This is a genomic window from Rhizobium sp. AAP116, from assembly GCF_001295785.1.
Classification (GTDB): domain Bacteria; phylum Pseudomonadota; class Alphaproteobacteria; order Rhizobiales; family Rhizobiaceae; genus Allorhizobium.
In genome coordinates, this window is sequence record NZ_LJIB01000004.1 from 312,131 (window position 1) to 335,124 (window position 22,994).

Annotated in this window: 15 protein-coding genes and 1 tRNA gene; 3 read left to right on the top strand and 13 right to left on the bottom strand. The window is 61.7% G+C overall.

Features of this window, described 5'->3' with window-relative positions; translation table 11 throughout:
- Nucleotides 1-16: 16 nt before the first annotated feature.
- The 5 genes from IP85_RS04220 to IP85_RS04240 all read right to left on the bottom strand — a co-directional run bounded on the left by IP85_RS04220 (nucleotide 17) and on the right by IP85_RS04240 (nucleotide 6,561).
- On the bottom strand, nucleotides 17-817 hold the full coding sequence (locus tag IP85_RS04220; protein ID WP_054148402.1) for an ion transporter: 801 nt from the start codon (nucleotides 815-817) through the stop codon (nucleotides 17-19).
- A gap of 129 nt (nucleotides 818-946) precedes the next feature.
- Nucleotides 947-1,936, bottom strand: coding sequence for a UDP-glucose 4-epimerase GalE (gene galE / locus IP85_RS04225; protein WP_054148533.1), 990 nt, complete (start codon nucleotides 1,934-1,936; stop codon nucleotides 947-949).
- A gap of 13 nt (nucleotides 1,937-1,949) precedes the next feature.
- Nucleotides 1,950-3,107: a UDP-galactopyranose mutase gene (gene glf, locus IP85_RS04230; protein ID WP_054148403.1), complete on the bottom strand. Its 1,158-nt coding sequence runs from the start codon at nucleotides 3,105-3,107 to the stop codon at nucleotides 1,950-1,952.
- A 114-nt stretch (nucleotides 3,108-3,221) separates the two neighbouring features.
- Nucleotides 3,222-4,430 (bottom strand): hypothetical protein, encoded by a 1,209-nt coding sequence (locus IP85_RS04235; protein WP_082347577.1) that lies wholly within the window; start codon nucleotides 4,428-4,430, stop codon nucleotides 3,222-3,224.
- Between the two features lie 97 nt (nucleotides 4,431-4,527).
- Nucleotides 4,528-6,561 carry a glycosyl transferase gene (locus IP85_RS04240; protein WP_054148534.1) on the bottom strand — a complete coding sequence of 678 codons (2,034 nt, stop codon included), beginning with the start codon at nucleotides 6,559-6,561 and terminating at the stop codon, nucleotides 4,528-4,530.
- A gap of 599 nt (nucleotides 6,562-7,160) precedes the next feature.
- On the opposite strand from IP85_RS04240, the gene IP85_RS04245 reads away from it, so the two are divergent.
- Entirely contained in the window at nucleotides 7,161-12,296 is a 5,136-nt protein-coding gene (locus IP85_RS04245; protein WP_054148405.1) for a hypothetical protein, read from the top strand.
- A 267-nt stretch (nucleotides 12,297-12,563) separates the two neighbouring features.
- Here the strand turns inward: IP85_RS04245 and IP85_RS04250 are convergent, their stop codons facing one another.
- The 3 genes from IP85_RS04250 to IP85_RS04260 form a co-directional block, all read right to left on the bottom strand.
- Nucleotides 12,564-13,463, bottom strand: coding sequence for a bile acid:sodium symporter (locus IP85_RS04250; RefSeq protein WP_054148406.1), 900 nt, complete (start codon nucleotides 13,461-13,463; stop codon nucleotides 12,564-12,566).
- Nucleotides 13,464-13,475: 12 nt separating this feature from the next.
- Complete coding sequence (locus tag IP85_RS04255; RefSeq protein WP_054148407.1) at nucleotides 13,476-15,212, bottom strand: AMP-binding protein; 1,737 nt, start codon at nucleotides 15,210-15,212, stop codon at nucleotides 13,476-13,478.
- A 264-nt stretch (nucleotides 15,213-15,476) separates the two neighbouring features.
- Nucleotides 15,477-15,553, bottom strand: a tRNA-Arg gene (locus IP85_RS04260).
- Between the two features lie 398 nt (nucleotides 15,554-15,951).
- On the opposite strand from IP85_RS04260, the gene IP85_RS04265 reads away from it, so the two are divergent.
- Nucleotides 15,952-16,359 carry a MarR family winged helix-turn-helix transcriptional regulator gene (locus tag IP85_RS04265; protein ID WP_054148408.1) on the top strand — a complete coding sequence of 136 codons (408 nt, stop codon included), beginning with the start codon at nucleotides 15,952-15,954 and terminating at the stop codon, nucleotides 16,357-16,359.
- A 3-nt stretch (nucleotides 16,360-16,362) separates the two neighbouring features.
- On the opposite strand, the gene IP85_RS04270 is transcribed toward IP85_RS04265, so the two are convergent.
- The 4 genes from IP85_RS04270 to IP85_RS04285 all read right to left on the bottom strand — a co-directional run bounded on the left by IP85_RS04270 (nucleotide 16,363) and on the right by IP85_RS04285 (nucleotide 20,170).
- Nucleotides 16,363-16,863, bottom strand: a complete 501-nt coding sequence (locus tag IP85_RS04270; protein ID WP_054148409.1) for a hypothetical protein — start codon at nucleotides 16,861-16,863, stop codon at nucleotides 16,363-16,365.
- Between the two features lie 112 nt (nucleotides 16,864-16,975).
- Nucleotides 16,976-17,797 (bottom strand): transglutaminase family protein, encoded by an 822-nt coding sequence (locus tag IP85_RS04275; RefSeq protein ID WP_054148410.1) that lies wholly within the window; start codon nucleotides 17,795-17,797, stop codon nucleotides 16,976-16,978.
- A 14-nt stretch (nucleotides 17,798-17,811) separates the two neighbouring features.
- Entirely contained in the window at nucleotides 17,812-18,753 is a 942-nt protein-coding gene (locus tag IP85_RS04280; protein WP_054148535.1) for an alpha-E domain-containing protein, read from the bottom strand.
- A 7-nt stretch (nucleotides 18,754-18,760) separates the two neighbouring features.
- A complete protein-coding gene (locus tag IP85_RS04285) occupies nucleotides 18,761-20,170 on the bottom strand; it encodes a circularly permuted type 2 ATP-grasp protein (RefSeq protein ID WP_054148536.1) in 1,410 nt (469 codons plus the stop codon).
- A 381-nt stretch (nucleotides 20,171-20,551) separates the two neighbouring features.
- On the opposite strand from IP85_RS04285, the gene IP85_RS04290 reads away from it, so the two are divergent.
- Nucleotides 20,552-21,448, top strand: coding sequence for a DMT family transporter (locus IP85_RS04290; protein ID WP_054148411.1), 897 nt, complete (start codon nucleotides 20,552-20,554; stop codon nucleotides 21,446-21,448).
- A 64-nt stretch (nucleotides 21,449-21,512) separates the two neighbouring features.
- Here the strand turns inward: IP85_RS04290 and IP85_RS04295 are convergent, their stop codons facing one another.
- Nucleotides 21,513-22,925: a DEAD/DEAH box helicase gene (locus IP85_RS04295; protein WP_054148412.1), complete on the bottom strand. Its 1,413-nt coding sequence runs from the start codon at nucleotides 22,923-22,925 to the stop codon at nucleotides 21,513-21,515.
- Nucleotides 22,926-22,994 lie beyond the last annotated feature (69 nt).

The following is a 22,994-nucleotide window of genomic DNA, read 5'->3' on the forward strand; positions in this document are numbered from 1 at the left end:
CAATAGCGACTTCGATTTAGGCGCCAGCAGCCGTTCTCTCGGCCCGCAGAGCAGCGATCTCGGATCGGAGCGCCTGCATTTCGCGCAGCAAGTCGCCATTGTCGACATGCAGGGTTTTCAAGTCTGCGTCAGTGTCGGCCATGCTCTGCTCCTGCATCGCGGAGACGATGACACCGATGAAGAGGTTCAGGACCGAATAGGTGCTGAGCAGGATGAAGGGCACAAAGAACAGCCAGGCATAGGGATGGACTTCCATCACTGGCCGGACGATGCCCATGGACCAGCTTTCGAGCGTCATGATCTGGAAGAGCGAATAGGTCGACGCACCAAGATTGCCGAACCAATCGGGGAAGGTCGCGCCATAGAGCTTGGTTGCCATGACCGCCGAGACGTAGAACAGCATGAACAAGAGAACGATGATCGAGCCCATGCCGGGAAGTGCGGCAATGAGCCCGCCGATCACCCGCCGCAGCGAGGGCACGACAGATATCAGTCGCAGGATACGCAGCACGCGCAGGGCGCGCAGCACCTGGAAGGGGCCGGTTGCCGGGATCAGTGCAATGACGACGATGGCGAAGTCGAAAATGCTCCAGGGATCGCGGAAGAACGCAAGCCGGAACGCGTAGAGACGGGCCACGATCTCAACGACGAAAATCGCGAGAATGATGCGGTCGAGTGCATGCAGGAGCGGTCCGATGACCTGCATGACAGTGGGTGACGTCTCGAGACCCAAGGTGACCGAATTGATGAGAATGACGGCTATAATAAACCGCTCCCACGCGCTCGAGGAGAGGATTGTTTTTAGTCTGTCGGCCATAGTTTTGGTTCCTGCAAAATCTGCAGGACGAAAAGCGGAAGGAACAAAGCGCGTCAAGGGGTTCCCGGCTGCAACACTGGCCTCAGACGCGCCTTTTTTAGGGAGAATTTGATCCCGAGGCAGCCGTACTCAATCGGAATGGCCGTTGAAGGTCGAATGCCACGTCCAGGCCGAGCGGATGATGTCATCGATGCCGTGCTTGGGATCCCAGCCGAGCACCTCGCGGGCAAGCGCGTTGCTGGCGACAAGGCCCGGGGGATCGCCAGGGCGGCGTTCCGTGCGCTTGATAGGCATGGGGCGGCCGGAGACCTTCTCGATCGATGCGATCAGTTCCTTGACGGTCGTGCCATTGCCGGTGCCGAGGTTGATGGCGATCGTCTCGCCGCCGTTCAGCAGATAGTCGACCGCTCGCACATGGGCGTCGGCAAGATCGTTGACGTGGATGTAGTCACGGATGCAGGTGCCGTCGCGGGTGTCGTAGTCTTCGCCGAAGATCGAGAAGAATTCGCGCCGTCCGAGCGCCGTTTCGATGGCGAGCGGAATGGCATGGGTTTCCGGCGAATGCCATTCGCCGATGCGGCCTTCAAAGTCGGCACCGGCAGCGTTGAAATAGCGCAGCATGACCGAGCGCATGCGTCCGCATAGGTTGAGGTCACCCAGCGCCTGCTCGACAATATGCTTCGTGCGGCCGTAAGGATTGATCGGCTTCTGGCCATGTTTCTCGTCCAGAGGCAGATATTCCGGTGCTCCATAGGTGGCGCAGGTCGAGGAGAAGACGAAGTTGCGGATGTCGGCTTCGCTCAAGCATTGCAGCAGGCTGAGCGTGCCCGAGACGTTGACGTCGTAGAAGTGTTCCGGCTCCTTGAAGGACTGGCCGACCTCGATCAGGCCGGCGAAATGCATGGCGGCCTTCGGCTGGTACTTTGCCAGTACCTCCTTCAGCCGCGCCTTGTCTCGGATGTCGCCCTGTTCGGCAGGACCCCATTTGACAAATTCTGGATGGCCTGAGGTGAAGTTGTCATAGACGACAGGCAGATAGCCGCGCTCGGAGAGCGCAAGGCATGTGTGCGAGCCGATATAGCCGGCACCGCCGACGACGAGGATGGGTGTGGCAGTCATGGTCATTCTCTGATCAGAGTGGGGAATGCACAAAGGCCGGCATCGCGGCCTCATCCTTCGTCTTGGCCAGGAAGAGACGCGCAGTGTCGAGCGCTTCGCGGATCGTCACGTCCATGTCGAGATAGCGATAGGTCGCGAGGCGGCCGACGAAGGTCACGGCCTTCTCTTCATTGGCGCGAGCGACGTAGTCCGCGAGCTGCGCCTTCTCCTCGACGAGACGGATCGGATAATAGGGGATGTCGTCTTCGCCGCAGGCGCGCGAGAATTCGCGGTAGCAGACCGATCCCTCATGGCTTTCCCATGGCGAGAAATGCTTGTGCTCGGTGATGCGGGTATAGGGCACGGAGGCATCGCCGTAGTTCATGACGGCGCAGCCCTGATAGTCGCCCTGATATGTAAAGCGCTCGAAGTCGAGCGTGCGATAGCCCAGACGCCCGAACTCATAGGCGAAGTAGCCGTCGAGCGGACCGGAATAGAAGAGGTGCGCGTAGTCATGGCGCGCGCGGGGATCGAAGTGCTGGCCCAGCGTCACCTTGATCTTCGGATGATCGAAGATCTTTTCGATCATGTCGGTATAGCCGTTTTCCGGCATGCCCTGGAATTTGTGGAAGAAGTAGTTGTCGTCGTAGTTGAAGCGCACCGGCAGGCGCTTCAGGATCGAGGCCGGCAGGTCGGTCGGCGAGCAGCCCCATTGCTTTTCGGTATAGCCCTTGAAGAAGGCCTCGTAGAGATCGCGACCGACGAAGCGGAGCGCCTGCTCCTCGAAGGTCTGTGGATTGGTGATGGTCTTGTCGGCCTGTTCCTCGATGAAGTCGCGCGCCTCTTCCGGGCGGAAGGTCTTGCCGAAGAACTGGTTGATCGTGTGCAGGTTGACCGGAAGCGAGTAGACCTGGCCCTGGCTCGTGGTCTTCACCCGGTTCTTGTAGGGCAGGAAGGTCTGGTAGCTGTTCACGTAGTCCCAGACTTCCGCGTCGTCGGTATGGAAGATGTGCGGGCCGTAGATGTGGACCATGACACCGGTGTCGGCATCGCGCTCCGTGTGGCAGTTGCCGCCGATATGCGGACGCGTGTCGAAGACCTCGACCTCGAAGCCGGCCTCTGCCAGTTCGCGTGCGATGACGGCGCCGGACAGACCCGCGCCGACAATTCCGATTTTCTGACCCTGTGCCATCCGGTGGGTGTTCCTCGATTTTCAGGGGCGGTGCGGTTCCAGCCGCAAGGCCTGCCGCATCTCGCCCAATTGCAAAGAGACCGGCGGTTACCCGCCGGTCGAATCATGAAGTGGTCAGGCTGAGAGTTTCTCGCGCATGAGCGTGTCATAAGCGGCGATCAGCCTGTTGACGTCGACGCCGTTCTCCTGCGGTCCGAAGCTCAGATGGCTGACAGTGAAGTCGGAATAGATGCATGTCGGGCGATCCAGGAAGGCCGGCAGGTCGACGGTCAGCATCTTTTCATCGTCGCCCTTGGCGAGCGCCATGTGCTGCAGATCGCGGCCGAGCCAGGCGATGAAGTTGATCGACTGGCGTTCCTGCCAGTCGACCACCTTGGTGGGAAGCGGCAACTCTTTCTCGGGCGATGCCAAGAAGAAGTCATGCAGCTTGTTCGCCTTGTCCGGATCGGTCCAGAGGGTGCCGCCAAAGCCGCCCGGCGGACGCTCGAAATGGCCGAGCGAGGCGGGGAGCGCGCCGGAAACCTGCTGGAAGTAGGCGCAGACCCCGTTATTGACGACATTCGCCGAGGTCACGAAGTAATGCGGGTTCTTGCGGCGGTGGTCGATGAAGCCTGCGAGGCCGTCGAGATCCAGGTAGACGATGTCGTCGTCGCATTTCAGGAAGAGTGCGTCTGCGAAATCGGCCAGACGGCGGGCGTAATACTGATAAGCTTGGAAATAAGGCATCTGTTCGCCGGGGTTCCCGACGTATCGGCGTACCGGCGCGTCGACATGGCAGAGTTCGAGCGTGGCGCCCCAGCCGCCGCGGGCCATCACGTCGGCCCCAGCAGGCAGTGCGATGTCCGGCCAGCGGCCGAGCACGACGCCATTGACCATCAGTTCGGGTGTGCCGGATTGGTCGATCGAGACGACGACCTCGTTGGCGCGGCCTGGCGATAGCACGCTCGGGGTCAGCTTCGCCCAGACAGTCGGGGCGTCGCTTCGGTCTGCATCATTGAGCCGCGCGCGGGGCGCCTTGCGGATGACGGACTGCTGATTGTTCCAGCCGCCGATAACGACCTCGTAGAAATTGTCCGGGTCATGCTTTGGCAAAATCGCCAGATGCAGGTCGTTGTTGATCCTCGCATCGAGCCGCAGCGGAGACCGGGCGGATGCTGTCCCGCATGCCTGGTAGCCCACTGCGTCGCCCATGAAGCGAAGCGGGCCGAACTCACGCGTGACCCATTCGTGATCGGCAGCCGCGCGGGTGAAGTCCCAGATATGCCATTCGTCGATCAGACCGTCGGCCATGGCCCTGCGGACATAGCTGTTGAGGATCTGCATCCGGTGTTCCCGGCCGGCAAAGGTTACTAGTATTACAGGCGCCACAGTTATCTCCCAGCCCAGTTCGGTCTTTGCCCGCAGTCTTTCGTCACTGCCGTCACGTCCACAGACGTGTGTCGGTCGGGACGGGGTGGAAATCATGCCAGGCGGAGATCCGGTCGCGATAGCGCTTGCGATAGGCTGCCTCGTCTTCGAACTCGACCTCGGTCATCATCACTTCCGAGCCGATTTCGTAATACATCTCCATGTTGGAGAGATCCGGAACAGGTGTGTCGCCGCGCTCGCGCTCGCCCTGCATCTGCCAGTAAAGTTCTTCCAGCCGGCGCACGAGGCGCGGGATGTCGCGAAGTGCGCAGGTGTCACGCTGGGCCTGCAGGGAGGTACGGATCCTTGCCAGTTCGGTCTTGTCGTTCGCCAGCGCCACCGCCTTGCGGACGTAGTCCTCAGGGCTTGCGCAGATCAGTTCCGGAATGCCGGCCGATTTGACGATGCTGCTGCAGAAGCGCGAGGCGAAGCCCTTGCCCGGAAGCGTCAGCACGGGCAGGCCCATCGTCAGCGCATCCGACGCCGTCGAGTGGGCGCCATAGGGGAAGGTGTCGAGGAAGAGATCGGCGATCGCAATGCGGGCCAGATGGTTCGGATTGGCCACCTTGGAGGCGAAGTAGATGCGGGCCGGGTCAACGCCTGCCGACTTTGCGAGGTCGCGCAGTCGCTGGTTGACGATATCCGAGCCACCGAGCAGCCAGAGAATGCTGCCGGGGGTGGCTGTCAGGATTGCCATCCAGCGGGCGAAGACGGGTGCGGTGATCTTCTGCATGCCGTTGAAGCAGGCGAAGACGAAGGCGTTTTCCGGCAAGCCGGCTTCGGTGCGGGTCGGGCGGGGCCCGATTGCACGCTTTCGGTCGACCGGCTGGTTGCAGGGAATGTGGAGCACTTTTTCGGTGTAGTAGAGTTCATTGCCGGGCGGGATGATCTGCTCGTCGGCAATGATGTACTGATGGACCGGGCTCGCCATGGTGCCGGGATAGCCGCAGAAGTTCACGATGACGGGGGCAGGGCGGTAGGAGAAGATCTTCGTGCGGGCGAGCTTGGTATAGCCGTTGACGTCGATGAGGATGTCGATCTCGTCGGCCATGATCTGCTTGGCGGCATCGAGGTCCGAAAGCGCGGTGATGTCGCGCCAGACGTCGATGACGGCCTTCATCCGGTTTTGAGTCGCATCATTGGTGCGCGGCTCGCCGATGTAATAGGCGTAGACTTCGACGGACGCCTTGTCGTGCAGTTCGAGAACCTCACTCAGGGCGAAGCCGACGGCATGGTCGCGCAGATCCGAGGAGACGTAGCCGATGCGCAGGCGCTGGCCGGTGCCGACCTTCTTGCGCGGGACGGGCTTGTTGAGATGTGCTGCGTCCGGGCGGCCGGCCAGCATCTTGAAGTAACGAAAGGCCTTGGCCATCTGGTAGAGCGGATCGTCCGCATAACAGGCGAGCGGGAGCGGCGAGATAGAGTCCAGCATCTGCCGCTTCGTCACATATTCCGATCCCTGTACCACCGGCCACTTGCACTGGTGCTGGCGGACCGAGATCCAGTGCTGGCCTGCTTCCGGCTTGTCGGGGCGCAGTTCGATTGCCTGCCAGAGAGCATTCTCGGCATCCTCCAGAAGGCCGGCGCCTTCCATGACACGGCCAATATGCTGCAGGGCCATCAGACGATGAACCGATTTGTCGGGAGTGATTTCGGCGGTCGAGTCCACGTAGCTCCGCCACTGCTGGATCGCCTGAGCGCCCAGACCGCTGTCCTCATAGGTTCGACCCAGATTGATGTGCGCCTGGCCCATCATGGGTTGAGCCTTCAGCGCCGCCTTCAACGCGTTGACCGCGCCTGCGGTGTCGCCGAGTTGCTTGAGCGTCACAGAATAGTTGAAGAAGGCGAGGTGAAGCAGCGGACTTTGATCGTTGAATGCCGTCCAGGTCTTGTAGAGTTCGGCGGAAAGCGCGAACTGACCCGCTGCCGACCACCGCTCCGCCAGCTGCAGGGCGTCGAGCAGCGAAAGCTGCTGGCGTCGTGATTTCTCCAGAGCTGTTGCGAGCTGGGCGTTCTGCTCCGGGGCGAATGCGGTATGTATCACCATCGACATGATATCTCTCATCGGCCAGGGGCCGGGTTACGTTCCCGCGGAGCGGCGTGTACAAAACTCCTAATCAGCCTAGCTTGCTTTGGGCTTGCGTGGGGGCAGGCCGCCTTATCTTAGGACTTGCCAAATCACTCGCTATTGACGATAGCATCCGAGGTTAAGAGGCGCCGGCTTAGCTTTCTGCCAAGAATAGACAGGTAAGTTCCGGGAACGTCCGTTAATAGAAAATTATAGGGTGCGCCCTAATCATCTGGGCAAGACTCGTCTCATCGTATTTCTGTGTTTGCAGAATGATGAGCCAAGGTCGTCTCCCGGGTACGGGGGTAGACGTTCCAAAAGGTGTGGGAAGCAGAGATTAGCTCTGCTGCATGATGCCCTCTCCAACGCCAGGCTCGCTCGAGCCATGTTTCACCAAAAGACTTTTGTCCGCAAGGACACCGCACGCCAAGCGCGATCGATCTGCGTTTGCGTTCGGATTGTGGCCATTCGGGGTGCAGGATGCTCCCCGGGTCGCGCGGTGAGGCACCCGACGTGCTCCCCCGACCGGTGGCAAAGGAATGCAACGGCCAATCGCTAACGTTGAAGGCGCGCGTCAAATGACCTCGATTATCTCTTCTCTGAGCATCACCCAGATCAAGTCGCTGTCTACGGCGACCATCGCTTCCTTCACGAGCGACGACGTTGCTGCGCTGAGCTCCGCTCAGGTCGCCGCGCTCTCGTCCGGGCAGATTTCAGCCTTCCAGACCGATGACATCGATCAGTTCGACTCCGCTCAGCTCAGTGCGATCTCGAGCGTCGCCATCCGCGGTCTAACAGTGGATCAGCTTTCCGTCATCGACAGTGCCAAGATGACGGCGCTGAGCAGCCGGCAGCTGGGTGCGCTGAACTCTACCCAGATGACGGCCCTGACGTCGGAGCAGTTCGCGGCGCTGACCCCCACGCAGCTCGCTTCGCTGAGCAGCGTCGCCCTTTCCGGCATCCAGACCGACGACGTCGCGACACTGACCTCGGCAGAACTCGCCGTCATCAGCACACGCGCTCTCGGCGGCCTCTCTACCGCCAACTTTGCGACCCTCAGCTCCACCCAGCTTTCCGGCCTGACCACCGGCCAGATCGCCGCGCTGTCGACCGCTGCCATCGCAACGCTGACTTCGGATCAGATCGACGGCCTGGACGCAACGCAGATCTCGGCGCTCAGCTCGCGCCAGGTCACCGCACTCACGACCGATGCGCTCGCTTCGTTCTCGACCGACCAGATTGTTGCCCTGAACAGCCGGGCAGTGGCGGTACTGAAATCGACGCAGGTTGCTGCACTTTCGACCGACCAGATCGATGTCCTGACCACCGGCCAGCTCGCGTCATTGACCTCCGTGGCTGTTGCCGGTCTCGGTACCGACGACGTCGCTGTGCTCTCCTCGGACGGCGTGGCCGCTCTCAGCTCCCGAACCCTGGCCGCCCTTTCTACGGCGAACTTCGCGGCTCTGGGCTCCGGCCAGCTGACCGGCCTGACCTCGGCGAAAATCGCTGGTCTGACGGCAGCACAGATCGGTGTATTGAGCTCGGATCAGGTTGATGGTCTCACTCCCACCCAGATTGCCGGCCTGACCAGCGCCCAGATGAAGTCGTTGACCACGGATACGCTGGCGTCGTTCACGACCGATCAGGTCGGCGCGCTCAGCAGCCGTACAATCGGTGTGCTCGACTCTGCCAAGGTGGCTGCCCTGAGCAGCGACCAGGTGGCGGCTCTCTCGACACAACAGCTCGCTTCGCTCAGCTCGGCCGCCGTAAAGGGTCTGGAGACGGAAGATCTGGCGACATTCACGTCGACGGAACTTGCCGCCCTAAATTCGCGTACGCTTGCAGCCCTCTCCACCGAAAACATCGCGAGCCTCACTTCCGCCCAGCTGACGGCTCTTTCGAGCGGCCAGATCGCCTCGCTGACGACGGCGCAGGTGGCTGCGCTCGACAGCGATCAGATTGACGGCCTCAGCGCCTCCCAGGTCGGAGCCCTGAGCTCTGCACAGGTCATCGCGCTCGGTACGGATAATGTGGTCTCCCTCTCCACCGACCAGGTCGCTGCACTCAGCAGCCGCGCGGTCGGTGCGCTGACGGCAGCCCAGCTCACGGCGATGACGAGTGATCAGATCCAAGCCCTCGGCTCGGCGCAGATTGCCGCCCTTTCGTCGGCCGACCTGCAGGCGCTCTCCTCTGAAGACATCAACACCTTCAGCACGGATGAATTCGCGATCATCAACTCGGCAGCCATCCGCGGCATATCTACCGACGTGATCGGTGAACTGTCGACAGACCTGATCGGTGTCATGAACACCCGCGCCGTGGCCGCACTCTCGTCCGCCCAGGTCGCCGCCATGACCTCGGATCAGATCGCCGCCCTGTCGACCGGGCAGCTCGCATCGCTGACCTCGGTCGCCGTCGCAGCTCTTGAAGCCGAGGACGTGGCCACCTTTACCTCCACCGAAATCGCTGCCCTGCAGTCGCGTTCGTTGGCTGCCCTGTCGAGCGCCAACTTCGCCACCCTCGGATCGGATCAGATCGTCGGTCTGACGAGCGCACAGATCGCTGCCCTGTCGACCGTGCTCGTTGGTTCGCTGACCAGCGACCAGATCGACGGTCTGACAACGGCGCAGGTTGCCACATTCTCCTCCTCGCAGCTCGCCTCCATCAGCACGGCCGGCATCGCGTCGATGACCACCGACCAGATCGGTGCCCTCAGCACCCGCGCCCTCGCTTCGCTCAAGTCGGAACAGCTGAACGTGCTGACCTCCGACCAGTTCGCGGCACTTGGAACCGGACAGTTGGCGGTCCTGTCGTCTGCGGCCATCCGCGGCCTCAACTCCGATGCCATCGGCACCCTGACTTCGGCTGAACTCGCGGTTCTTAACTCCCGTGCGATTTCCGCGCTGTCGACCGACAATCTGGCCCTGATCAGCTCTGACCAGATTGCTGGCCTGACCACCGGACAGATGGCGTCGCTGACCAGCACGCAGGTCGGCAGCCTCTCGACCGGTCAGATCGACGGTCTGACTGCCGGACAGATCGCGACACTGAGCAGTGTACAAATCCGCGCCCTCGATACGGATGCGATTGCTTCCCTCTCCACGGATCAGGTCGGCGCTATCAGCTCACGCGCCATCGCCAGCCTGTCGTCCAGCCAGCTTGGGGCGCTCGACTCCGACCAGTTCGCCGCGCTTGGGACCGGTCAGCTTGCGGCCCTGACGTCTTCGGCCATCGTCGGTCTCGATAGCTCCGCCATCGATACGCTGACATCTGTCGAACTCGCGGCGCTCAACTCCAGAGCTCTGGCGGCGCTGACCACCGACAACTTCGCACTGCTCGACTCGGCTCAGTTGGCTGGCCTCACGACAGGTCAGGTGACGGCCCTTACCACCGCTCAGATCGAGACCCTCGTCAGCGATCAGCTGGATGGTCTGACGAGCGCCCTCATCGGGATGCTCTCCAGCTCGCAGGTCAGGGCGCTGACCACCGATGCCCTCGCCTCGCTTGACACGGACCAGGTGGCTTCGATCAGCAGCCGCGCCATCGGCGCCCTTGGCTCTGGCGCAATCGCTGCCCTGTCCACCGATCAGATCGGTGTGCTGACGACCAACCAGCTTGCGGCCCTGACATCCGCAGCTGTTGCCGGGCTTGCGACCGATGACGTGGCAGTCTTCGAATCGACCGATCTGGCGGCGCTTAACTCTCGCGCTCTGGCTGCACTGTCGACGGACAACATCGCCGCCCTCAACTCGCTCCAGCTGAGCGGTCTGACGACCGGCCAGATCGTCGCCCTGACCACTGGCCAGCTTGGTGTCCTCGACTCGGATCAGATCGATGGTCTCTCGGCGAACCAGGCTGCGGCACTGACATCCGCCCAGATCGTCGCTCTGTCGACCGACAACATCGCATCGTTGTCGACCGATCAGGTTGCTGCGCTGAATTCCAGAGCCATCGGCGCCCTGACATCGGCACAGCTCGCCGCGATGAGCACCGACCAGGTCGAAGCACTGACCTCGGCCCAGATCACCGCGCTGAGCTCGGCCGACCTCGCTGCCCTGTCGTCTGACGATATCGCCACCTTCTCGGCAGCCGAGATCGGGGTGATCAGCTCGGCCGCAATCTCCGGCCTGTCGGCAGATGCGATCGGAGGTCTTGATACGGCCCAGGTCGCTGCGATCAACAGCCGCTCGGTCGGTGCCCTCAGCTCGGCCCAGATCGGAGCACTTGATACGGACCAGTTTGCAGCCCTCTCGACGGCACAGTTGGCCCAGATCAGCTCCGCCGCGGTCGCCGGTCTCGGAACCGATGACCTCGCAACTCTCGACTCCACCGAGCTTGCTGTCCTGCAGAGCCGCACCATTGCAGCTCTCAGCACCGACAACTTCGCGGCTCTCACCTCGACCCAGCTCTCGGGTCTCACGACAGGCCAGATCGCTGCACTTACGACTGCACAGGTTGCTACGCTGAGAAGCGATACGGTAGCTGGCCTGGGTTCGACCCAGCTTGCGGCGCTCAGGTCCACACAGGTTGCGGCTCTGACGACTGCAGCGATTAACGCTCTGACCTCTTTGCAGATCCCAAGCCTGGCCACAGGCGGTATCGCTAGCTGGAGCTCGGACCAGATTATCGCAATGCCCGCGATACCGTTTACCAGTCTTACAACGGCACAGCTTGGCGCCATCAGCTCTCAGGGCATTGCCGGTGTGACCACAACGTCGATCAGCAGTCTGTCGTCGGAGGAGGTCGCGGCACTCAACACCCGAGCCTTGGGCGCAATGTCGACCGATCAGTTCGCTACTCTCAATTCGACGCAGCTCGCCGGGTTGACCACCACTCAGGTTGCCTCCCTGACGACCGCCCAGATCGGTGTGCTGACTACGGATGACATCGACGGTCTGACTGCGGGGCAGGTGGGTGCGTTGACGTCGGCCCAGATCGCTGCCTTGTCCACCGACAATCTGGCCTCCTTCTCGACGGATCAGATTGCGGCACTCTCGAGCCGGGTCTTCGCAAGCCTCAGCTCGGGGCAGGTGACGGCGCTCTCGACCGCCCAGATCGACGTCTTGTCGTCCGGTCAGCTGGCATTGCTGAGCACCGCAGCGATTGGTGGCCTTGAAACGGCAGACATGGCGACCTTCTCGTCGGCTGAACTCGGTGCTCTGAGCACGCGGACCATTGCGGCCCTGTCGACCGACAACTTTGCCGAACTGACCTCGGCTCAACTGACCGGTCTCAGCGCCGCTCAGGTGGCTGCGATTAGCTCCGCTCAAGTGGGTGCCCTGACGTCCGACCAGATCGACGGTCTCTCAACAGGCCAGATCGCGGCGCTGACCTCGAGCCAGATCCGCTCGCTGTCGACCGATAATGTCGCCTCGTTCAGCACCGACCAGGTGGTGGCTCTGAGCACCCGCGCCATTGCGGCCCTCACGACCGACCAACTGGTTGCAATGACGACGGACCAGATCGAAGCTCTGACGTCGACGCAGGTTGCGGCTCTGAACTCGGCGGGTATCAGTGCCCTGGCGAGCGAAGACCTGGCCGAATTCTCGACCGACGACATTGCTGCGATCAGCACCTCGGCGCTGGCCGGTCTGTCCACACAGGACATCGACGATCTGAGCAGCGATCAGTTGCAATCGTTCACCACAGCGCAGATCAACGCGCTGAACGACGAGCAGGTTGTTGCGATCATCGCAGCCTACCAGTCGCTCTGATCGGGGGAGGCGCTCGGCGCCTCTTCTCACAGATAGCTTTAGAAAGCCCCACCCATTGCGGTGGGGCTTTTCGTTTGGGCTGCTCTCTCGGATTTGGCCGAGGTGGTCCTGGGGGGCGACGTCCATATCGCCGTGCCTGTGAAGACAGGTGTATTCGCGCGGCACGGAAAAGCCCGCCAACTCGGACAGCTGGCGGGCGTCACTCTGGATGCTATCTATGGGAAAGTAGTATCCCAGTCGGCGGTATCTCCAGCGGCCCTCATGCCATCAGACGCGAACCTTTGCGGCATCGCGGGCCAAAGCCTCGGCTGTTGCGCTCCGTCGATACCACATGGTGATGAACGACGAGGTGATGACGATGAACAGGCTGTAGAGGATCGGGATGAACAGAACCTCCTGCTGCTGAATACCGGTGAAGGAGAGTGTCACGATCAGTGCTGCGAGCGGTCCGTTCTGGATCCCGGTTTCAAGGCTGATCGTGCGGGCACGGTTGCTGTCCTGGCGGAGCGCCCTGGCCAGCCAGTAGCCGAGCAACATGCCCGTCAAGCCGATCCCGACTGCCGCGATATAGACGGGGAAGGGGGTGTCGAGCAGCATCTGGTAATTGCGCGGCACCCAGGAGCCGATCAGGAAGAGGATGACGACAACGCCGAGCAGCGAGCCGATCATCTCGATCGTGGCGCCGACATTGGCGTTCATCTTGCGCAGGAACATGCCAAGCACGGTTGGCACGAGCAGCACCACGAGTACCTGGGCGACATTGCCGGCCGGGATCACATAGTCCCCGCCGAGGCCGGCGAGGCCGCTGTAGAAGCTGAGCAGGAAGGGGACGGTGACCACGGCAACCAGCGTCGAGACCGTCGTCATCATGATCGAGAGTGCCAGAACGCCCTTGGAGAAATAGGCAAAGATGTTGCTTGTGGTGCCGCCTGGCATGCAGGCGATCAGGATCAGGCCCGCCGCCATGCCGGCCGGCAGGCCGAGGGCGAGTGCCAGGGCATAACCCAGGAAGGGCATGATCAGGTATTGGCTGAACAGCCCGACCAGAATGCCCTTGGGCTTGCGAAAGGCGATGAAGAAGTCGCGCCAGGTCATGGAGGCGCCCATGCCGAGCATGATCACCATCATCATGATGCCGAGAAGGGTGGTTTCAAGTTCCGTCAACATGCTGTCTGCCCCTCACTTCTTGAATTCGCTCTGCACTTCGGCCTTCAGATCCTTGCGCAGGATCTTGCCGATGGGCGTCTTTGGCAGCGTGTCCCGGAAGACGATGGATTTCGGCACCTTGTAATCGCTGAGCAGGGTCTTGCAGTGGCTGCGGATCGCCTCCTCTGTGAGCTCGCCGTCGTGATCCGGGTTCTTGACGACATAGGCCCGGACGGCTTCGCCGGTCTTAGCGTCTGGAATGGCGACGACGGCGGCCTCGAGGACCGCATCCATCTTGGCGAGCGCGTCCTCCACCTCGTTGGGGTAGACGTTGAAGCCTGAGACGAGAACCAGATCCTTCTTGCGGTCGACGATTTTCAGGAAGCCCTCGTCGTCCATGACGGCGATGTCGCCAGTCGCGAACCAGCCATTCTGCAGGGCCGTCGCCGTCTCATCGGGACGTTGCCAGTAGCCGAGCATGACCTGGCGGCCGCGAACCAGAAGTTCACCCGGCTCGCCTGATGAAACGAGCTTGCCGTCGCCATCCACCAGAATGACGTCACAGCCTGGTACAGGAATGCCGATGCTGCCGGATTTGGCACGATCATCGAGGGGATTGAAGCTGACCAGCGGCGAGGTTTCGCTGAGCCCGTAGCCTTCGGCGATGGGGGTCCCCGTCATCACCCGCCAGCGGGTTGCAACTGCCTCATGCAGCGCCGTGCCACCGGCGATCGCTGCGCGCAACTTCCTGGGCGGGTAGGCTGCGAACCATTCTTCGTTCATCAGGCCGTTGAACAGCGTGTTGACGCCGGTGATCCAAGTGATCGGATAGTTTTCGATCGCCCGCTGCAGGTTCTGTACCGGGCGGGGCGAGGGGATCAGAATGTTGCGTGCGCCAAGTTCGAAGAAGGTCATCAGGTTCGCGGTGAAGGCGAAGATGTGATAGAGCGGAAGCGCCGTCAGCACCTGATCTTCGCGGGCCATCACGCCGCCCGATACCGCGCGCACCTGGTCGAGATTGGTCAGAATATTGCCATGGGTGAGCATGGCGCCCTTGGCGACGCCGGTGGTGCCACCCGTGTATTGCAACAGGGCGAGGTCATCGGGCCCCGACGCGGCCCACATGGCTTTCACGTCAGCGCCGTGAACCCGGCCCTTGGCGAGCGCTTCCTTGATCCGCAAAACGGGAACGCCGATGTTCGGGATAGGCGGGAGAACCTTGTTCCAGACCTTCTGGACACCTCGAATGATGATCTCGGGTAGCTTGGGGAAGAATTCCGGCACGCCGGCGAGAACCACGGTCTTGATACCCGTCTTCGGCACGACTTCTGACAGCTTGTCGGCGAACATGTCGACGATCACCAGCGCCTTGGCCCCGGAATCGTTGAACTGATGGATCATTTCGCTCGGCGTGTAGAGCGGGTTGGTGTTGACCAGAATGCAGCCAGCCTTGAACACACCGAAGGCGACCACGGGATAGGGCAGGCCGTTCGGCAGTTGCACTGCGACCCGGTCGCCGGCACGCAAGCCGCAATCGTGGTGCAGGAAGGCGGCGAAGGCATCCGACATCTCGCCGACCTGGTCATAGGTCAGGCTGCCATTCATGCCGTTCGGTACCACGCAGGTGAAAGCCTTGCGCGGGCCGTTCTCGGCGCAGGACCGATCCACCAGTTCGGCGATGCTGCGGTAGCGCAAATCGCCCAGTTCCTGCGGGATGCCTGTGCCGTAAGCCGCCAGCCACGGTCGTGGCGGCGTGAAAATGTGTTCCATATCGTCTCCCCCCGGAGCGCTCTTCGGCGCTTCACTGTTCGGGGCCGGGTGCATATGCGATTCCGGCTCCCTTTAACGGGTCGAGGATGGATTTCTCCTTGGTCAAAGTCCAGCGTTTTCGGGGGCTTGGCAAAGTAATGGGGCCGGGGAGTGCCGCATGGAACAGCGATTTCCCATCACGTCCGCGTTATTCAGCTGCATGCCGCTGATGAAGCCATGCTTGAAACTGGCTATGCTGACACACTGCTTGCGGCTTGTGGAAAATGGCGCACCCGACAGGATTCGAACCTGTGACCTTTGGAATCGGAATCCAACACTCTATCCAGCTGAGCTACGGGTGCATCCGAAGGCGATGTGACTCGCCGTTCCAGAAGCGGTCATAGCGCAGTCGCTCGCGCGCATCAATCCGAAAAAACAGCCGGCGGCTCAGGGTAAATCAAGACGCGCCGGCTTGAAGGCGGGCGAAATGGGCGAATGCCGGTCAAATGCTCGCCCGAGCATTTGTGACCGAGACCAAACCTGGGGGGAATGAACGTTAGACGTTCAAAAACTGCTCGTCTCTCCGTTCCGGAGCCGATTGTGCCCTTGTGGCAACGGCTTAAACGGTTAGTATCGTTACAGGAAGGTCGTTGTCGGGGGCAGCGGTCGCCCGAGGGGCAATAATGATAATGGCGGGGAAATGCCTGAAATTACTATGGATGAATTGTTACCCAACACGTCTGGTCTAGACTTTTCAGTCATGGACGATGCTGTTGGGTATCGACTGCGGCGTGCGCAGCTTGCCGTCTTTCAGCATTTCAACGAAGCCTTTTCTTCGAAAGGTCTTCGGCCGACCGATTTTGCAACCCTGCTTCTTCTGACCGACAACCAGGGCGCCAAGCAGAGCGAAGTGGCTGAGGCGCTTGGCATCCAGCGGGCGAACTTCGTCGCGATTGTCGATGGTTTGGAGAACAAGGGCTATATCGAGCGCCGCAAGTCGGAAACCGACCGTCGGGTGCAGTCGCTCTACATGACGCCGGCCGGCGAGGCCTATCTCGAAGAGCTGATGCCGATCTGGATCGATCACGAGCGCTGGGTGCTGGAGCAACTTGGCGGCGTTGCCGAGCGCGATACGGTGAACCGTCTCCTCAGGCGCCTCTACGACTGATAGTCAGCGTCCAAATCCCAGATCATATCGCTTGATCGCCTCGTCGATCAGGCGATTCGCCATTTTCATCCGGATTGTTGCCTGTTCGCGGAAATCTGCGGGCAGACGGTCCGGATGATTGTCGCGGGCGAATGCCCGCCTGCGCTCCTGAAGTCGCTCGCGATCGTCCGATGGCTCGAGGCCGAGATCTTCGACGACCTCCTCGGGAGAAAGCCGATCCAGCCAGACCGGTGGTGGCGGAGGGAGGGTCTCAAGGGGTTCGGCAGGCGGTTCAGGCTCTGCCGGCGGGATCTCATCAGACATCAGGGACAGATAGGCATCGAGCCTGGGATCTGCGCCCGATTCCGACAGAGAAGGGCCCGGGTCCTGCTCGGGCGTTTCGGGCAGGAAGCTCGTCGACAGGCCGTTGATCCGGAAGGTGGGTTCGTCTGCCGGCGGCTGCTCCTCGGCTTCCGCGTCGAGCCGGTCAACGACCGACTGGAAGAGCGACTTTCCAAACAGCATGCGTGCCAAGACCTCCGCTGCGGTCACCTCGCCGCGCTTTCTCGGCACAAGAGCAGCCCGACGTGGTGTGGGGCTTGCGTTGCACGTCAGCAGGAACCCGTCAGAGGAAGGATCAGCTTTGAGACTGGCTCTGGCTCTGCGTCGCCTCGACCATCAGCTTGACTGTGAGGTCCTCGCCGGCGAGCCCGATGCGCATGCCGGAGACTGGAGCTGCATCTGCATAAGACAGGCCTGTTGCGATCCGGACGTATCGGGTGTCGGGGCAGTGGTTGTTGGCGGCGTCGAAACCTACCCAGCCGAGGCCCTGTAGATAGACTTCCGCCCAGGCATGGGTTGCGGTCTGCTCCAGCCGATCGTCCATCAGGAGATAGCCTGAGACATAGCGGGCCGGCAGGCTCAAGGCCCTTGCCGCGCCGATGAAGGCATGGGCATGGTCCTGGCAGACGCCGTGGCCGGCTTCCAGCGCCTGTTCGGCGGTGGTTTCCGTGCCGGTCGATCCGGTTTCATAGGCGATCTGTGCGTTGAGCTTGCCCATCAGGTCATGCATCTTCGCCAGTTCATCGCCGCCCGACAGGCTCCGCGCAAGCTCGCGGATGAGCTTGCCTGGCTTGGTCAGGGGCGTATCACGCAGATAGAGCCAGAGCGGCACATAGCCCTGATGCGGGCCGAAGACTCCGGCCCGGTCTTCCGTCTCGACTTCACCCGAAGCGACGATATGAACGCTGTGGCTATCGCCTTCGGTGGAGACGAGGTGCGTGTGGTTGCCGAACTGATCGTTGAAGCCCGCTTCGACCTTCGCGCCATCGACGACGATGTTCCACGACAGCACTTTCTGGCCCGGGCTATCCTGGGGGCTCAGTCGCAGGCGCTGCAGCGAATACTGAACGGGATCGTCGTAGCGATACTCGGTGGTATGGGTAATCCGGAGACGCATGCGCTCAATCCTGCTCAACTGTAGAACCTGTAGCCCTCGGTGATCTCGCTGCCCAGCTTGTTGTTGAGGGCAATGAAATTGTCGAGGAACTCGTGCAGCCCCTGATCCATGATCTGATCGATGCTGGTCGCCCGAAGAGTTGCAAAGACCGTATCGGCGGTTTCGTGTGCGGCGAGGCGCTCGCCGTAGTCCTTGCCGATGTAGCCGAGATTGGAAACGATCTTCTCGTAGCAATAGGCAAGCGAGCGCGGCATCTGACCGCTCAGGATCAGGAAGTCGGCGATGTTGCTCGCCTTGTATTCCCCGTCATACACCCACCGATAGGAGCGATGGGCGGAGACCGAGCGCAGGATCGATTCCCACTGCATGTTGTCGAGCGAGGAGCCGACATGGGTGATCGCCGGCAGGAGCACGTAGTATTTCACATCGAGGATGCGGCTGGTGTTGTCGGCCCGCTCGATGAAGGTGCCGATGCGAGCGAAGTTGTAGAGCTCGTTTCTCAGCATCGAGCCGTGGAAGGCGCCACGGATCAGACCGGCGCGGCGCTTCACGGTGTCGATGACCTCGGGCAGGTCTGCCGACTTCAGCTTGCGGGCGAGCATCTGCTTCAATTCAATCCAGCATTCGTTGGTGGCTTCCCAGGTCTCACGAGTGAGCGCGGTTCGCACCATGCGGGCATTGTTGCGGCCGGCGTCGATGCAGGACATGACGCTCGACGGGTTGGCTGGATCGCGCAGCATGAAGTCGATGGCATCAGAGGCCGTCACCTTGCCGTGCCGTTCGGCAAACAGCGGGCGGACGTCGGCGCTTTTCAGGACGGCGTCCCAGTCCTCGTCCGAGGCGCCGGATCGGGTGAGCGACATGCGAAGGCCCGCATCGACGAGACGGGCGATGTTTTCGGCTCTCTCGATGTACCGGAACATCCAAAAGAGGCCGTTGGCAGTTCTTCCGAGCATGACCATGTCAGTCCTCCAGTACCCAGGTGTCCTTGGTGCCGCCGCCCTGGCTGGAATTGACCACCAGCGAACCCTGCTTGAGGGCCACGCGGGTCAGGCCGCCGGGAATGATCTGCACCTTGTCGGAGACGAGGACATAGGGACGAAGGTCGACGTGGCGGGGCGCGATCCCCTTGTTGACGAGAATCGGCACCGTCGAGAGCGACAGCGTCGGCTGGGCGATGTAGTTGGAGGGCCGCGCCTTGAGTTTTTCGGCGAAGTCAGCGCGCTCCTTCTTCGTGGCCGTCGGGCCGACCAGCATGCCATAGCCGCCGGAGCCGTGGACTTCCTTGACCACGAGCTCTTCCAGGTGCTCGAGCACGTATTTCAGGCTGTCGGCTTCCGAGCAGCGCCAGGTCGGCACGTTCTCCAGCAGGGCCTTGCGGCCGGTGTAGAATTCGACGATCTCCGGCATGTACGAGTAGATCGCCTTGTCGTCGGAAATGCCAGTGCCCGGCGCATTGGCGATGGTGATGTTGCCGGCGCGGTAGACGTCCATGATGCCAGGGATGCCTAGCGCCGAATCGGGGCGGAAGGTGAGCGGATCGAGGAAGTCGTCGTCGACGCGACGGTAGAGCACGTCGATCGCCTCGTAGCCGCGGGTGGTGCGCATCTTCACCTTGCCATCGATGACACGCAGGTCCGAGCCCTCGACCAGTTCGACGCCCATCATGTCGGCGAGGAAGGAGTGTTCGTAATAGGCCGAGTTATAGATGCCGGGCGTCAGCACCGCGACGCGCGGCTTGCCCTTGCATCCGGGAGGGGCCAGCGAGGCCAGCGACTGGCGCAGCAGATAGGGATAGTCCTCGACGCGTTGCACCTTGTTGAGCTGGAAGAGCTCCGGGAACATCTGCATCATGGTTTCCCGGTTCTCCAGCATGTAGGAGACGCCGGAGGGGGTGCGGGCATTGTCTTCGAGAACGTAGAACTGGTCTTCGCCGGTGCGCACGATATCGGTGCCGACGATATGGGTGTAGACGCCACCTGGCGGGCGGAAGCCGATCATCTCGGGCAGAAAGGCGACGTTTTTCTCGATCAGCTCGCGGGGAATGCGGCCGGCCTTGATGATTTCCTGCTTGTGATAGATGTCGTCGAGAAAGGCATTGAGAGCCAGCACGCGCTGTTCGATGCCCTGGGCGAGCTTGCGCCACTCACGGCCGGAAATGATCCGCGGAATGATGTCGAAGGGTATCAGCTTTTCGGCGCTGTCGGCATGCCCATAGACGGCGAAGGTGATGCCGGTCTTGCGGAAGATGTTCTCAGCATCTCGCGATTTCGCCAAAAGCCTTGCCGGATCCTGGCTGGAATACCAATCGAAGTAGTTCTGGTACGGTGCACGCGGATCGTTGTCCGCAGTGATCATTTCATCAAATGCCAATGGCGCCATCCCCTTTTTTGTTCATTTGAATACAACCAATTGGGCAATGCAAGCTGGATCACTGGCTTCGGTCGCAGAATTGCAGTCTGCCGAATGTGATTGAAATCAGAGCATTCGCGCAAACTCTGTGCAGAATGATAGATGTTTTGCAGTTCCAGACGGCTCTACTCCCGCGTGATTTGGCATCTTCTGAAATTCGGCAAGCGTAACCTGGTCGCGATTGCTGAAAAAATGAGCAGATGAGCCTGCGAGATTTTTTGCGGCATGCTTGAATGGAGTTGACGGCAGCCTGCATGAAAACTCTTTTGACCGCCGCCCGGTGCCGCAGTATCGAAGCTTGCTGCCGGCTGCTGCGATCCGGTCCATGAAAGACAGTTCTCCATGACCCTTGCCCGGCTTGCGCCCGTCCTCTTCGTTCTCCTGTGGTCGACCGGCTGGATCTCGGCCAAATACGCGACGTTCTTCGCGGATCCGCTGACCTTCCTCGTGGTGCGCTACGGGACGGCCGTCGTCCTCTTCTATGTCGTCTGTCGGCTGGGCGGCGTTTCCTGGCCGAAGCAGAGATCCGGGTGGCTGCATGCCATCGTATCCGGCATGTTTTTGCACGGGCTTTATCTCGGCATGGTCTGGTGGGCGATCGGGCAGGGAGTGCCGGCCGCCTTGTCCGGAATCATCGCAGGGCTGCAGCCGTTGATGACCGGGATTGCCGCGGCCTATCTGATCGGGGAAAATCTGAATAGCGGACAGCGGGTCGGTCTCGTCATCGGCTTCCTTGGTGTGGCAATCGCCGTGCTGCCGAAGGTGTTGATCATCGATGCCACGAGCATTCCGGCTTATGCGGTTGCGGTGAACGTGCTGGCTATGGCCTGCGTGACCGCCGGCACGCTCTACCAGAAACGTTTCGTCCGCGAGGGCGATCTGAGGGCTGTTGCGACGCTGCAATATGTCGGTGCGCTGATCGTCACCATTCCGGCGGCAGTCGCTCTGGAAAACCTACGAGTCGACTGGAGCCTCGGTTTCTTCGCTACGCTCGCCTGGTCGGTGGTCGGCATCTCGATGGGGGCGGTAGCGCTGCTGCTCTACCTCATCCGCCGCGGGGACGTGTCGAAGGCGGCGTCGCTCATCTATCTCGTGCCGCCGCTCGCGGCGCTAGAAGCGGCGATCGCCTTTGGCGAAGAGCTCACCGTGCCGATGATGGTCGGCACCTGCGTCGTCATGGTCGGGGTCTATCTGATCAACCGCAAGAGTGCGGTCGAGCCGATCATCGTCAAAGACTGACGCTATGAAAAATGGCGCGGTGGGTACCGCGCCATTTCAAATTCAAACAGACTCGAGCCGTGGCTCAGGCTTCGCGACGGCGTCCGCCGGCAGTGCCCGAGCGGGCTGGACGGCCCTGGCCGCTGCCATTGCCCGGACGACCCTGGCCGCCATTGGCGCTACGGTTCTGACCGCCGCCATTGCCACCCTTGCGGTGACCGGACTTGGCGGGGCGACCGTCGGCCTTGGCGCCGCCTTCGGACTTGCCGCGACCCTGGCCCGGGGCCTGGTGGTTGCGGTTGTTGCCGCCGCCACCGCCGCCAGCGCGACGCTGCGGACGGGCCGGGCGTGCGAGGTTTGCCGGCGGTTCGCCAGAAGCGACCGGAATGTCGATGCTCATCAGCTTTTCGATGTCGCGCAGCAGGCGACCTTCATCGGGACCGCAGAATGCGATCGCGATGCCGTCACGGCCGGCACGGGCCGTACGGCCGATGCGGTGGACGTAGGCGTCCGGGACTTCCGGCAGGTCGTAGTTGAAGACGTGGGAGACGGCCGGGATGTCGATGCCGCGGGCGGCAACGTCGGTGGCGATCAGCGTCTTGATCTCGCCGTCACGGAAACCCTTGAGTGCCCGCTCGCGCTGGCCCTGGCTCTTGTTGCCGTGGATAGAGGCGACCGAGTAGCCGGTGGCGTCGAGGTGCTTCATCAGCTTTTCCGCGCCGTGCTTGGTGCGCAGGAAGACGATGGAGCGGCCATCCGGGTTGTCGTTGAGGATCTTCTTGAGCATTTCCGTCTTGGCGTTCTGGCCGGCGACGAAATGCACGTGCTGTTCGACCTTGTCGGCAGCCTTGCCCGGAGGGGAGACGGCAACCTTGAGCGGGTCGGTCAGGAAGCTAGATGCGAGATCGGCGATTGCCGATGGCATGGTGGCCGAGAACAGAAGCGTCTGACGCTTCGGCGGGACCATCTTCGAGATCTTGCGCAGGTCGTGGATGAAGCCGAGGTCCAGCATCTGGTCGGCTTCGTCGAGAACCAGGTAACGCACGGCGCGCAGCGAGATCGCGTTGCGGGCGATCAGGTCAAGCAGGCGGCCAGGCGTCGCGACGAGGATGTCGGTGCCCTTTTCGAGCTGCAGCTGCTGCTTGCCGATGGAGGCGCCACCGACGACCTGGTTGATCTTCAGCGGCAGGCGGCGCAGGTAAGAGCGCAGGTTGTCGCCGATCTGGTTCACCAGTTCGCGGGTCGGGGCAAGAATGAGGGCGCGGGTGGTGCGGTTATCAGGGCGCTTCTCATCCTTGAGAAGCATCTCAATCATCGGCAGGCCGAAAGCGGCCGTCTTGCCGGTGCCGGTCTGGGCGAGACCAATGAGGTCGCGGCCGCCGAGAACGACGGGGATGCCCTTTTCCTGGATCGGGGTCGGGGTCGTGAAGCCAAGCGTCGTCAGCGTCGCGACGATATTCTTGGAGAGGCCAAGATCATCGAAAGTTGTCAAAGTCATACCTTTCGGGGCGCCAAATGCACATAACCCGGAACGCGTTCTTCGCGAGCCGGTTGGCATTGGCGTCAA